This window comes from Pseudomonas sp. P7759, assembly GCF_013386445.1.
Classification (GTDB): domain Bacteria; phylum Pseudomonadota; class Gammaproteobacteria; order Pseudomonadales; family Pseudomonadaceae; genus Aquipseudomonas; species Aquipseudomonas azotoformans_A.
The window spans coordinates 75621-87996 of sequence record NZ_JACART010000017.1 but is presented as its reverse complement, the minus strand read 5'-3'; the positions used below and the strand labels follow the sequence as shown (position 1 = coordinate 87996).

Here is a 12376-nt window from a genome sequence, read left to right as displayed (position 1 = left end):
TTCCTCGACATGAGCAATTTAGGTAGTGAGATCACTGAGCTTCAATGCCTTTGTTGCATCGGACGTATGCTTGCATTGCACGGTTCCGATCAGCAGCGCGTCGTTTTCTGCAGAAATGAGAAACACCGCGTCCTGACCGCCGTCTTGATCTTCGCGGAAGATTTCCACGGGCCTGCCAAGCACGACTTCGCATACCTAGGAGCATAGATCCTGAAATGCGCGCCAGCCGATGGTGTGAAGTGCTAGGTGGACCGTTTGCTCCACGTTCGGGCAGCACAGGAGACCTGATTTACACAGCCTCTCCCGTCATGATGTGGCAACAACACATGAAATGCCAAGCGGCGCAGGAGATATCTGCCCGCCTGTGGGGACGCAATCGGCATCCAAACTAAAACGGTATTTACAGAAGCAACGCAATCCCGCCTCTCTAGCTGAAGGCAGACTAGCAGACTATTAGGAGGATCCATGAAAAGCCTAGCGCCGCATTCTAGTAGTCGAGTGATTATCTCAGGCGTCAAGCAACCCCACGGAGAAATACCTCCACTCTTGATTCGTATGCGATTTCGTCGCACCAGTTGATCGCATTGGTAGCACTCACCGTTGTTCCACACTTTGGCTTTCTCGAAGCCCTTCCTCCCTGATCGGCGATCAGCCGCAGTACGTGAATCCTTGGTCTTATCAACTCTATCCTCCCTGACCTTGATCGCATAGCCTGAATCGGACTGCTAATCAACAGCTACGCGCTTCAAGCTCATAAAATCAGTTGAAGGTCGTCCGATTTGCGACATGTACGCTTCAGGTTCAGGGAGCGGAACGCCTACCTCCAGTGCATCTAATAAGTCCGCCCAGTATTGCATCATCCTACGTCTCGGCTCGACGTATTCCGCATGATTGTATGCAGCTCGAATTTGGTTCGCATCAGCATGGGAAAGCTGCGCCTCAATCCACTCTTCTACAAAGCCAACCTCGTTGAGCGCCGTTGAGATGGTGGCCCTGATGCCATGCCCGGTGAGCCTTCCTTTGTAACCCATACGACTGATCGCGGTGTTAAGGGTATTTTCACTGATCATTTTCTGCGGTTCGTATCGGTGAACCAGCAGGTACCGCGCACCGCGCGCCCTTAACTGCATTAGCCGCTGCACAATTGCAATTGCTTGGGTAGACAGTGGAATCACATAAGATGGGATCTCATTCCCCTGGGTTCGAACACGACTCCGGAGTTGCTTCACACCCTCCGGCGGCACCAGCCAGATCCCCTTGTCGAGGTCGAATTGGTCTGGCGTCGCCGCCCGCAGCTCTCCTGTACGCACCCCTGTCAACAGCAAGAGACGAATACCAAGCCGTGTCGCTTCCGCACACCCATAATGGGTGACGGTCCTGAGCAGTCCTGGAAGTTCATTTACCTGGAGGAAGGGATTATGGCGAACTGGCCGCGGCGTCTCGGCAACGATATCAAGATCTGCTGCCGGGTTCACATCAACGACCCCTTCCGCCATGGCAAAACGAAAGATCTGGTTGAGCCAGGTGCGCACCTTTCGAGCAGAGACCAGCGCCCCTCTGCGCTCAATTCGCCTAATGAGCTCCAGCACGTCACCACGAGAAATATCTGAGATCGGAAGATCGCCTAAACACGGCAACATGTCCTTCTTCAGGTATTTGCTCGCTTGCCCTGCACTGCCCTTCTTACTTTTCGTCAGCTTTTTACTTCGAAACTCATGCCAGCGACCAGCAACTGCTTCAAACGTGTTGTTGGCGGCGTGAGAGGCTTTTTGGCGTTCGGCGCGACGATGTGAGCGGGGATCAATATTATTGGCCACCAGCGCGCGTGCAGCCTCTCTCCGCTGGCGAGCCTCCTTGAGACTGACGTCGGGATAGATACCAAGGGAAATACGCAATTGCTTGTCATGCCAATAGAAACGGAAATGCCAGCGCTTCGAACCCGTCGTGGGCACTTGCAGAGATAAGCCATCCCCATCAGTTAACGTATAAGGCTTGCTGGCGGGCTTGGCTTGCTTGATCGCTGTATCTGTCAGAGCCATCAGACACCTCCTTTTGCATCAAGGAGGGGAATACAATCAAGCAGTAGACGGACCAATGCGAAAATTGATGCGCAAGGAATCGTAAAAGGCTGTGCCAGCGGTGTACTTAAATGTGTACTTAAAAACCGTGGCTGGAGATGGATTCCGGTGGAATTCAGAAAACGAAAAAAGCGGCGCAAGGCCGCTATTTCCGTGACTTCCAGGCGTTCAGTGGGCCTTAGTGGAAGCAAATATGGCGCAGCGGACGGGACTCGAACCCGCGACCCCCGGCGTGACAGGCCGGTATTCTAACCGACTGAACTACCGCTGCGCGTAACACATAAAACGAATGGTGGGTGATGACGGGATCGAACCGCCGACATTCTGCTTGTAAGGCAGACGCTCTCCCAGCTGAGCTAATCACCCTTCGTTTCGGTGTGGCGCGCATTCTACGGAGCGACCTTAAGTCTGGCAAGCACTTTCTTAAATCTTTTTTTTGATAGCTTCCAATGGCTTAGGCAGGGTTGGCCTGGGACGTTATCAAGAGAATAATGCCCCCCTTTGTATAAAGGAGAGACTCACCCCATGTGGTTCAAGAACCTGCTTATCTATCGCCTGACCCAAGATCTGCCTGTTGATGCCGAGGCGTTGGAAGCGGCCATGGCCACCAAACTGGCGCGCCCTTGCGCGAGCCAGGAATTGACCACCTACGGTTTCGTCGCGCCTTTTGGTAAAGGTGAAGACGCTCCTCTGGTTCACGTCAGCGGTGATTTCCTGCTGATCGCTGCGCGCAAGGAAGAACGCATCCTGCCGGGCAGCGTAGTGCGTGACGCACTGAAAGAGAAAGTCGAAGAAATCGAGGCCGAGCAAATGCGCAAGGTCTATAAGAAGGAACGCGACCAGATCAAGGATGAAATCATCCAGGCCTTCCTGCCACGTGCCTTCATCCGTCGCTCGTCGACCTTCGCCGCCATCGCGCCGAAACAGGGCCTGATCCTGGTGAACTCGGCCAGCCCGAAACGCGCTGAAGACCTGCTGTCGACCCTGCGTGAAGTGATCGGCACCCTGCCGGTTCGCCCGCTCACGGTGAAAACTGCGCCAACCGCAATCATGACCGACTGGGTCACCACCCAGAAGCCGGCCGATGACTTCTTCGTCCTCGACGAATGCGAGCTGCGCGACACCCACGAAGACGGCGGCATCGTGCGCTGCAAGCGCCAGGACCTGACCGGCGAAGAGATCCAACTGCACCTGACCACTGGCAAAGTCGTGACCCAATTGTCCCTGGCCTGGCAGGACAAGCTGTCCTTCATGCTTGACGACAAAATGACCGTCAAGCGCCTGAAGTTCGAAGACCTGTTGCAAGACCAGGCGGAACAGGACGGCGGCGACGAGGCCCTGGGCCAACTGGATGCGAGCTTCACATTGATGATGCTGACGTTCGGCGATTTCATCCCGGCGCTGGTTGAAGCACTGGGCGGTGAAGAGACACCACAGGGCATTTAACGCCTTGTGAAGATCAAACTGTGGGAGCGGGTTTGCTCGCGAATGCGGTGTGCCAGTCACTGAATATGTTGACTGATCCACCGCATTCGCGAGCAAGCCCGCTCCCACATTTGGATCCGGTTTCCACTCCGACTACCTCTCTAATAAAAGGACCTCCCCATGCGCGCACTCGCCGCCTTGAGCCGCTTCGTCGGCAATACCTTCGCCTACTGGGTATTGCTCTTCGCCGTCGTCGCTTTCCTCGAACCCAACTGGTTCATCGGTCTGAAAAGCGCCATCGTCCCGTTGCTGGGCCTGGTGATGTTCGGCATGGGGCTGACCCTCAAACTCGATGACTTCGCCGAGGTCGCCCGCCATCCATGGCGCGTGGCCCTGGGCGTGGTCGCGCACTTTGTGATCATGCCGGGCGTGGCGTGGTTGCTGTGCCAGGCTTTCCACCTGCCGCCGGAGATCGCCGTCGGCGTGATCCTGGTCGGTTGCTGCCCGAGCGGCACCTCGTCCAACGTGATGACCTGGCTGGCCCGTGGCGACCTGGCGCTGTCGGTGGCCATCGCCGCCGTCACCACCCTCCTCGCCCCGCTGCTCACCCCGGCGTTGATCTGGCTGCTGGCGTCGGCCTGGCTGCCGGTGTCGTTCATGGAGTTGTTCTGGTCGATCCTGCAAGTGGTGCTGCTGCCGATCGTGCTCGGCGTACTGGCGCAACGTGTACTCGGTGATCGGGTGCGCCATGCGGTGGATGTATTGCCGCTGGTGTCGGTGGTGAGCATCGTGATCATCGTCGCCGCGGTGGTGGCGGCGAGCCAGGCGAAGATTGCCGAGTCGGGTCTGTTGATCATGGCGGTGGTGATGCTGCACAACAGCTTTGGTTACCTGCTGGGTTACTTCACCGGCCGCGTGTTCAAGCTGCCATTGGCACAGCGCAAGTCGCTGGCGCTGGAAGTGGGCATGCAGAACTCCGGGCTGGGCGCCGCCTTGGCCAGCGCGCACTTTTCGCCATTGGCGGCAGTGCCGAGTGCGTTGTTCAGCGTCTGGCACAATATTTCCGGGGCGTTGCTGTCGACCTACTTCCGCCGCATGAGCGAAAAGGAAGACCGCCGCGTGCTGGAGAACACCCCGCAAACTTGATCAGCCGAGCACTTTTCGGCACTCTACCGAGCTGCGCGGGGACGACCCCGCGACGCTTCAAGCGCCTATTCCGGGGACGACCCCACCTAACGTTAGGAGGTCATCATGTCCTGGATCATTCTGTTTTTTGCGGGTCTGTTTGAAGTTGGCTGGGCCGTCGGCCTCAAATACACCGATGGTTTCAGCAAGCCTTTGCCCACGGCTTTGACGATTGCCGCCATGGCCGTCAGCCTCGGCCTGCTGGGGCTGGCCATGAAGGAACTGCCGCTGGGCACGGCCTATGCCATCTGGACCGGCGTGGGCGCCGTGGGCACCGTGATTGCCGGGATCATCCTGTTTGGGGAGTCCATGGCGTTGTTCCGCTTGGCGAGTGTGGCGCTGATCATTTGTGGGCTTATTGGCCTGAAAATCTCCACATAACCCTGCCGGCGATGGCGGCCTGAAGATCGCCATCGCCGGCAGGCCGGGCGCCTACAGAACAGTGCCGCGTAGCTGGGTGACTTTTTCCTGTAGCTGCGCGGGAGTGGCAGCTTCTACCCCTACTGGCTCCCCCGCCACCAACACCACCCGCGACCAGATGCGATGGAAGAAGCCCTTCTTCGGATCGCGACTGAAGAAACTCCCCCATAACCCCTGCAACGCCATCGGAATCACCGGCACCGCCGTCTCTTCCAGAATCCGCGTCACGCCCCCGCGAAACTCATTCATCTCGCCATCGGCGGTCAGCTTGCCCTCAGGGAAGATGCACACCAACTCACCGTCCTTCAGGTACTGCGCAATCCGCGTGAAGGCCTTTTCATAGATCTGGATATCTTCATGACGCCCGGCAATCGGAATCGCCCCGGCGGTGCGGAAGATAAAGTTCAGCACCGGCAAACGGTAGATCTTGTAGTACGTGACAAAGCGAATCGGCCGACGCACCGCGCCGCCGATCAACAGCGCATCGACAAACGACACGTGGTTGCACACCAGCAACGCCGCGCCTTCATCCGGGATCGCCTCCAGGTTGCGGTGCTCCACGCGGTACATGGAATGGCTGAGCAGCCAGATCATGAAACGCATGGTGAACTCGGGAACGATCTTGAAGATGTAGGTGTTGACCGCGATGTTGAGCAGCGAAACCACTAGGAACAACTCGGGAATCGACAGCTTGGCCACACTCAGCAACAGGATCGACACGATGGCCGAGACAACCATGAACAGTGCATTGAGGATGTTGTTGGCCGCAATCACCCGCGCCCGCTCGTTCTCGGCAGTACGCGACTGGATCAGCGCGTACAGCGGCACGATATAAAAGCCGCCAAACACGCCCAGGCCAAGGATATCGAACAGCACCCACCAGGCCTGGCCATAGCTGAGCACGGCGAGCCAGTCGTTGGCCTGCACGTTCTGCGGGAAGCCGCCGGAGTGCCACCACAGCAGCAGGCCAAACACGGTCAGGCCGAATGAACCGAAGGGCACCAGGCCGATTTCCACCTTACGCCCGGAGAGTTTTTCGCAGAGCATCGAGCCGAGCGCGATGCCCACCGAAAACACGGTGAGGATCAGCGTCACCACGGTCTCGTCGCCGTACAACCATTCCTTGGCGTAGGCCGGGATCTGCGTCAGGTAGATCGCACCGACAAACCAGAACCATGAGTTACCAACGATGGAACGCGAAACGGCGGGCGTCTGCCCCAGCCCCAGACGTAAGGTGGCCCAGGATTCGCTGAAAATGTTCCAGTTCAGGCGCAACCCAGGGGTCGACGCCGCCGCGCGCGGAATGCTGCGGCTGGCGAGGTAACCCAGCACCGCCACACCGACGATCGCCACCGACACCACTGGCGCGTAATGGGTAGACGACATCATGATCCCGGCACCAATGGTCCCGGCCAGGATCGCCAGGAAGGTGCCCATCTCCACCAGGCCGTTGCCGCCCACCAGCTCATCTTCGTGCAAAGCCTGGGGCATGATCGAGTACTTCACCGGCCCGAACAGCGCCGAGTGAGTGCCCATGGCAAACAGCGCCAGCAGCATCAGTTCCAGATGATTGGTGAGGAAGCCCGTCGCGCCCACGGCCATGATCACGATCTCGCCGATTTTGATCGCGCGGATCAACGCGTCCTTGTTGAATTTCTCGCCAAACTGCCCGGCCAGGGCCGAAAACAGGAAGAACGGCAGGATAAACAGCAACGCGCAGAGGTTGACCCAGATCGAGCGGTCACCGTCGATGGTGAGCTTGTAGAGAATGGCGAGGATCAGCGATTGCTTGAAGATGTTGTCGTTGAACGCGCCCAGCAACTGGGTGATGAAAAACGGCAGGAAACGCCGTGTGCGCAGCAAAGTGAATTGCGAGGGGTGGCTCATCGTCCGTGTTCCTGCGTGGCCTATTTTTTTGTAAAAGCATTCAGGCCACGACTTTACCTAATCCGGCTTACTTATTCGCTAGTCCTGCAATGCATGGCGAAACAAAAAGCTCACCTTTATAAGCCCCCTGCACCGTGCGCTTGGCCACGATCAGCCACATCAGCGCCAATGCCGCCACCAACACACTGCCGAAAACACTGAAGAAACCCAGGTGCAACAGGCTCGCCAGCTTAAGCGTTGCCAGAGCGTACACACCCAGTGGAAAGGTAAAGCCCCACCAGCCGAGGTTGAACGGGATGCCGGCGCGCAGGTAACGCAGGGTGATCAAGACCGCAATCAGCATCCACCACAGACCGAAGCCCCACAGGGTAATGCCCGCCACCAGCCCCAGGCCGTTGGCCATTTCGCCGACACCTGGCAAACCATTGGCCGCGAAAATGGCCGGCGCATCGCCGCCCAGCAACAGCATGCCCAGCGCCCCGGTGCCAATGGGGCCCAACGCCAGCCAGCTCGACGCGGCCATATTGGCATGCGGCAGTTTATGCAGGGCCATGCGCAGCATCAGGATAGTCAGGATGCTGAACGCCACCGGCAGGGAAAACGCCCACAGCACGTAGCTGGTCACCAGCATCACCAGCTGCGAATGGGCATCTGCCAGGTGTGGTGCGAGCAGGCCACCGCTGGCGGCGGCGACTTCGGCAGCCACCACCGGCAACAGCCAGACGGCGGTCATCTGGTCGATGCTGTGTTCCTGGCGGGTGAACATCATGAACGGGATCAACACGCCGCAGGCCAGGGCCATGGCCACATCCAGCCACCACAGCGCTTCAGCCAGAGGGATCACGTCGCTGCCCCAACGCGGCAGGCCGAACAACAGCAGGCCATTGAGAATGGTCGCCAGCCCCATGGGAATCGTGCCGAAGAACATCGACACCGTGGAGTGCCCGAAAATTCGCCGCGCCTCATGGAAAAACATCACCCAACGGGCCGCGTACAACCCGCTGAACAGCACAAACAGGCCGATGGTGAAGAGCCACAGTGCTTCGGCAATCGCGTGCAAGCCAGGCAAATTGAACGGCAGTTGCGCCAACGCCAACGCAAGCACGCCGGTGCCCATGGTGGCGGCAAACCAGTTCGGGGTGAACTGGCGGATCACTTCCCGTGGACGGGTCAAGTGACTGAAGGGTTTGTAGCTGATGGTATTCGAGCAGGTCATGATGGCAATCCTCTTCCTCGTTTGAGGTTGAGACCATGGTAGAACCAGATCGAATATCTATATAACGGGTAATATCTCTAACTGTTATCTGTTTTACCAATATAGCGTCAAACACTGCCTGCGCTTTCGATCACCAGGATGCGCGCCGGGCCCTGAGGGTGAGCCACGTGCTCGGTGCCGACGCTGGCGTAGAAGATGTCACCGACGCCCAGTTCCGCCACCTGTTCGAAGCCATTGTCGCGATAGTGCATCTGCACCCGGCCATCCAGCACCACAAACACTTCTTCACCGTCATTGATGTGCCAGCGGTACGGCTGGTCGGTCCAGTGCAGGCGCGTGGTGATGCCGTTCATGTTGGCGATATCCAGCGCCTCCCAAGCACGGGTGCCGGTGAAGTCCTTGCTACGGATGATCTTCATGCTTGCCTCTCGGTCAGGCGAATACGAGGCAACGATTATTACCCATCAGCCGCCCATCGTCGCCCTGGCCCGTGCCGAATCCTGCATCAGCAGACCGACCAGCGCCCCCAGGGCCAACAGGATCAGCACCGCGCCGTAGCCATCCGTGGTCACGATCAGGCCATACACGTGGCTCAAGTTACCCGCCAGCAGCGCCGGCAAGCAGAACGCCAGGTAGCTCAACACGTAGAAAGCCGACATCAATCCAGCCCGTTCGTGAGGCAACGCCAGGCCCACAATGCTGCGGACACTGCCCATGAACCCGCCGCCAAAGCCGAAGCCGGCGATCACACTGGCGGCAAAGAACAGCACCAGGCTGGCGCTCTGCACGGCGACCAGCAGCAATGCCACGCCCACCGCCAACAGCACGGCCGACAGGCGCATGACCTTGTCCGCCGGGCGATCCCGCAGGCTGTAGATCATCACCGCACCGCTCAAGGTGACCACGGCCACCAACCCGCCGCCGATCAGGTGCGAGGTCGAGCCGGTCGCCGCCCGCACCAGCGAAGGTGCCAGGGAGGAAAAGAATCCGCCGAGTGCCCACACCGCCACATTCAGCGGCATCGCCAGCCACAGGGCCCGGCGCGCCTGTTCGGGCACATGCAGGGTCGGCGCCAGGGATTTCAAGGCACCCGGAATCCGGCTGACCGTTTCCGGCAAACGCCACACATACAGCGCCTGCGCCACCATCAAGGCGAGCATCGTCAGATAAATCAGCTGGGTTGGCCGGGGCGCGTATTCCACCAGCAAACCACTGCCCAGGCCGCCACTGGCCATGCCCAACAAAGGCGCCAGGCTATTGAGCATCGGGCCGCGCAGGCGATCGGTATCGAGCAGCGTCGCGCTCAGCACCGCCGTGGCCATGCCGGTCGCAAAGCCTTGCAATGCGCGGGCGGCGATGAGGTACGCGGTGCTGTCGGCGTAGATAAACAACAGCATCGCCAGAATGTTCAGCAGCAATGCCGTGAAGATTACTGGCTTGCGCCCCAGGTGATCCGACAGCGAGCCGACGGTCAGCAGCGCTACCAGCAAACTCACGGCGTATACGCCAAAGATCACCGTGAGCATTGCCGCCGAAAAGTGCAGATTGTCCTGATACACCTGATACAGCGGCGTCGGCGCGCTGGACGCGGCGAGGAAGGTCAACACCGTGATCACCAGGAAGGCCAGGTTGGCACGGTGTGAAGGAGTACTGGACATGGGCACGCTCCGCTAAAGCTAATATTTTGCTTTTGCCGAGTGTGCTACTGGAAAGCGCTTAAAGCAAATTCTTTGTGTTAAGGTTTTGTACATGGCGATCAAAGAAGGCCTTCGCCCGGGAGGCCGCAGTGCCCGGGTCCAAGAATCAGTGCATAACGCCGCGCGCGAACTGCTGGAAGCCCATGAGCGCTCAAGCGTGACCGTGCCGATGATTGCTGCACGCGCGGGCGTTACGCCCTCCACCATCTACCGACGCTGGGGCGACCTCGCGGCGCTGCTCGCCGATGTAGCGTTGGAGCGCCTGCGCCCGGACAGCGAGCCGGCCAACACCGGCAGCCTACGCGGTGATCTGCGCGCCTGGGGCGAACAATACCTGGATGAAATGAGCTCCGACCTGGGCCGCAACATGATGCGCGACGTGCAGTGCAGTCATCCCAGGGACTACTGCAGCCACATCCTGATGGGCCAGTTGCAGGTCATCCTCGACCGCTATCAGGGCAGCGTCGAGGTGTTGCCAAGCCTGGATCGCCTGCTGAACCTGATCGCGGCCCCCACGGTGTATCGCAGCCTGTTTTCCAGCGCACCGTTGCCGGTTGAAGAGCTGCATGAACTGATCGATCTGGCCCTGAAAATCTAAAACCCTGCACAAAACCGAATGTGGGAGCGGGCTTGCTCGCGAATGCGGTGGTTCAGTCAATATTTCCGGTGACTGACACCCAGCATTCGCGAGCAAGCCCGCTCCCACATTTATACAGCGTGCATCCAATGCGTTAGGTGCGCATCCCGCGCCCACTCACCAGCAGCTTCGCGCAGCCGATATACAGCACCACAGTCGCCACCAGCATGAAGGTGATTGCCACGCTGATCTTGATGTCCGACACCCCCAGAATGCCGTAGCGGAAGGCGTTGACCATGTGCAGCACCGGGTTGGCCAGCGACACGGTCTGCCAAAACGGCGGCAGCAGGGTAATGGAGTAGAACACCCCGCCCAAGTAGGTCAGCGGCGTGAGCACGAAGGTCGGAATGATCGAAATATCATCGAAGTTGCGCGCAAACACGGCGTTGATGAAGCCCAGCAGCGAGAAGATCGTCGCCGTCAGAACCACCACCAGAATGGTGACCCCGAGGTGATGCACCTGCAGGTGGGTGAAGAACAGCGAGAGCAGGGTCACGATCACGCCCACCATCAAGCCACGCAGCACACCACCCAAGGTGTAGCCGATCAGGATGGTATGCGGCGACACCGGCGACACCATCAGTTCTTCGATGGAGCGCTGGAACTTGCTGCCGAAAAAACTGGAAACCACGTTGCCATAGGAGTTGGTGATCACCGACATCATGATCAGCCCCGGCACGATGTACTCCATGTAGGTGAAGCCACCCATGTCGCCAATCTGACGGCCAATCAGGTTACCGAAGATCACGAAGTACAGGACCATGGTGATCGCCGGCGGCAGCAGGGTCTGCGGCCAGATCCGGGTAAAGCGCTTCACTTCGCGATAGACGATGGTTTGAAGCGCGACGAGGTTGGGTTGCAGTTCGGAACTCATACCGCCACCTTCGCCAGATTTTTCTCCACCAGGGACACGAACAACTCCTCAAGGCGATTGGTTTTGTTACGCAGGCTCAGCACTTCGATGTTCTGGGTCGCCAACTGCGTGAACAGCGCGGTGATGCCCATGGCCTTGTCCACCTGCACTTCCAGGGTATGGCTGTCTACCAGGCGACTCGGGTAACCGAGCAGTTGCGGCGGCGCCGACAGGTTGTTTTTCAGGTCGAGCAAGAAGGTTTCCACATGCAACTGGCCCAGCAGGTTACGCATGCTGGTGTTCTCGACAATGGTGCCGTGGTCGATGATGCCGATGTTGCGGCACAGCTGCTCAGCCTCTTCCAGGTAGTGGGTGGTGAGGATGATGGTGATGCCCTTCTCGTTCAGCTCGGTGAGAAAGGTCCACATCGAGCGACGCAGTTCGATGTCCACGCCGGCAGTGGGCTCGTCGAGGATCAGCAGGCGCGGCTCATGCACCAATGCGCGGGCGATCATCAGGCGCCGCTTCATGCCGCCGGACAGCGAACGCGAAGGCACGTCGCGCTTGTCCCACAGGCCCAACTGGGTCAGGTACTGCTCGGCGCGTTCCTTGGCGATCTTCGCCGGGATGCCGTAATAACCGGCCTGGGTCACGACGATGTCGAAGGTCTTTTCAAACTGGTTGAAGTTGAATTCCTGGGGCACCACGCCGATGGAACGCTTGAGCGCCGCCGGGGATTTGTCCAGGTCATGGCCAAAGATATTCACCGTGCCGCTGGTCTTGTTGACCAGGGTCGAGAGGATACCGATGGTGGTGGATTTGCCGGCGCCGTTGGGGCCGAGCAAGGCGAAGAAGTCACCTTCGGCAACGTCCAGATCGATACCACTCAGGGCCTGGAAACCGTTGCCGTAGGTTTTGGTTAGCTGCCGGATGGACAGAGCGGAACTCATATCGGATTACGCACCAAAGAAGGGAATA

Annotated in this window: 12 protein-coding genes and 2 tRNA genes; 4 read left to right on the top strand and 10 right to left on the bottom strand. The window is 58.9% G+C overall.

The genetic code is table 11. From position 1 onward, the window contains the following. Window positions 1–18 precede the first annotated feature (18 nt). The 4 genes from HX823_RS16050 to HX823_RS16035 form a co-directional block, all read right to left on the bottom strand. On the bottom strand, window positions 19–168 hold the full coding sequence (locus HX823_RS16050; protein WP_157787129.1) for a hypothetical protein: 150 nt from the start codon (window positions 166–168) through the stop codon (window positions 19–21). A gap of 557 nt (window positions 169–725) precedes the next feature. Then, window positions 726–2039, bottom strand: a complete 1314-nt coding sequence (locus tag HX823_RS16045; protein ID WP_016976651.1) for an integrase arm-type DNA-binding domain-containing protein — start codon at window positions 2037–2039, stop codon at window positions 726–728. A gap of 233 nt (window positions 2040–2272) precedes the next feature. Then, window positions 2273–2349, bottom strand: a tRNA-Asp gene (locus HX823_RS16040). A gap of 19 nt (window positions 2350–2368) precedes the next feature. Further along, window positions 2369–2444, bottom strand: a tRNA-Val gene (locus HX823_RS16035). A gap of 159 nt (window positions 2445–2603) precedes the next feature. Between HX823_RS16035 and rdgC the strand changes: the two genes are divergently transcribed. From rdgC to sugE, 3 genes are all read left to right on the top strand, one after another. Then, window positions 2604–3524, top strand: a complete 921-nt coding sequence (gene rdgC / locus HX823_RS16030; RefSeq protein ID WP_010211632.1) for a recombination-associated protein RdgC — start codon at window positions 2604–2606, stop codon at window positions 3522–3524. Between the two features lie 159 nt (window positions 3525–3683). Beyond that, entirely contained in the window at window positions 3684–4649 is a 966-nt protein-coding gene (locus HX823_RS16025; protein WP_177075499.1) for a bile acid:sodium symporter family protein, read from the top strand. A 105-nt stretch (window positions 4650–4754) separates the two neighbouring features. Continuing rightward, complete coding sequence (gene sugE / locus HX823_RS16020; protein WP_010211634.1) at window positions 4755–5069, top strand: quaternary ammonium compound efflux SMR transporter SugE; 315 nt, start codon at window positions 4755–4757, stop codon at window positions 5067–5069. A gap of 51 nt (window positions 5070–5120) precedes the next feature. Here the strand turns inward: sugE and HX823_RS16015 are convergent, their stop codons facing one another. The 4 genes from HX823_RS16015 to HX823_RS16000 form a co-directional block, all read right to left on the bottom strand. Continuing rightward, window positions 5121–6995, bottom strand: coding sequence for an MFS transporter (locus HX823_RS16015; RefSeq protein WP_177075497.1), 1875 nt, complete (start codon window positions 6993–6995; stop codon window positions 5121–5123). A gap of 67 nt (window positions 6996–7062) precedes the next feature. Continuing rightward, window positions 7063–8211, bottom strand: coding sequence for a TDT family transporter (locus HX823_RS16010; protein ID WP_177075495.1), 1149 nt, complete (start codon window positions 8209–8211; stop codon window positions 7063–7065). Window positions 8212–8318: 107 nt separating this feature from the next. After that, window positions 8319–8630, bottom strand: a complete 312-nt coding sequence (locus HX823_RS16005; protein ID WP_177075493.1) for a cupin domain-containing protein — start codon at window positions 8628–8630, stop codon at window positions 8319–8321. Window positions 8631–8675: 45 nt separating this feature from the next. Beyond that, window positions 8676–9869 (bottom strand): MFS transporter, encoded by a 1194-nt coding sequence (locus HX823_RS16000; protein WP_177075491.1) that lies wholly within the window; start codon window positions 9867–9869, stop codon window positions 8676–8678. A 91-nt stretch (window positions 9870–9960) separates the two neighbouring features. Here HX823_RS16000 and HX823_RS15995 point away from each other — a divergent pair, with 91 nt between their 5' ends. Further along, window positions 9961–10506: a TetR/AcrR family transcriptional regulator gene (locus HX823_RS15995; RefSeq protein WP_038850243.1), complete on the top strand. Its 546-nt coding sequence runs from the start codon at window positions 9961–9963 to the stop codon at window positions 10504–10506. 133 nt (window positions 10507–10639) lie between these two features. Here HX823_RS15995 and HX823_RS15990 read toward each other — a convergent pair whose 3' ends face one another. Together HX823_RS15990 and HX823_RS15985 are read right to left on the bottom strand one after the other, a co-directional pair. After that, window positions 10640–11419: an ABC transporter permease gene (locus HX823_RS15990; RefSeq protein WP_012723134.1), complete on the bottom strand. Its 780-nt coding sequence runs from the start codon at window positions 11417–11419 to the stop codon at window positions 10640–10642. After that, window positions 11416–12348 carry an ABC transporter ATP-binding protein gene (locus HX823_RS15985; protein WP_017737219.1) on the bottom strand — a complete coding sequence of 311 codons (933 nt, stop codon included), beginning with the start codon at window positions 12346–12348 and terminating at the stop codon, window positions 11416–11418. Before HX823_RS15985 ends, HX823_RS15990 begins: the two co-directional genes overlap by 4 nt. Window positions 12349–12376: the final 28 nt, after the last annotated feature.

What these genes read in the sequence shown, in the direction of transcription:
- sugE (WP_010211634.1), top strand. Translation starts at nt 4,755, where the DNA reads ATGTCCTGGATCATTCTGTTTTTTGCGGGTCTGTTTGAAGTTGGCTGG.
- rdgC (WP_010211632.1), top strand. Translation starts at nt 2,604, where the DNA reads ATGTGGTTCAAGAACCTGCTTATCTATCGCCTGACCCAAGATCTGCCT.
- HX823_RS16000 (WP_177075491.1), bottom strand. Translation starts at nt 9,869, where the DNA reads ATGTCCAGTACTCCTTCACACCGTGCCAACCTGGCCTTCCTGGTGATC.
- HX823_RS16005 (WP_177075493.1), bottom strand. Translation starts at nt 8,630, where the DNA reads ATGAAGATCATCCGTAGCAAGGACTTCACCGGCACCCGTGCTTGGGAG.
- HX823_RS16010 (WP_177075495.1), bottom strand. Translation starts at nt 8,211, where the DNA reads ATGACCTGCTCGAATACCATCAGCTACAAACCCTTCAGTCACTTGACC.
- HX823_RS16025 (WP_177075499.1), top strand. Translation starts at nt 3,684, where the DNA reads ATGCGCGCACTCGCCGCCTTGAGCCGCTTCGTCGGCAATACCTTCGCC.
- HX823_RS15985 (WP_017737219.1), bottom strand. Translation starts at nt 12,348, where the DNA reads ATGAGTTCCGCTCTGTCCATCCGGCAGCTAACCAAAACCTACGGCAAC.
- HX823_RS15995 (WP_038850243.1), top strand. Translation starts at nt 9,961, where the DNA reads ATGGCGATCAAAGAAGGCCTTCGCCCGGGAGGCCGCAGTGCCCGGGTC.
- HX823_RS16045 (WP_016976651.1), bottom strand. Translation starts at nt 2,039, where the DNA reads ATGGCTCTGACAGATACAGCGATCAAGCAAGCCAAGCCCGCCAGCAAG.
- HX823_RS16015 (WP_177075497.1), bottom strand. Translation starts at nt 6,995, where the DNA reads ATGAGCCACCCCTCGCAATTCACTTTGCTGCGCACACGGCGTTTCCTG.
- HX823_RS15990 (WP_012723134.1), bottom strand. Translation starts at nt 11,419, where the DNA reads ATGAGTTCCGAACTGCAACCCAACCTCGTCGCGCTTCAAACCATCGTC.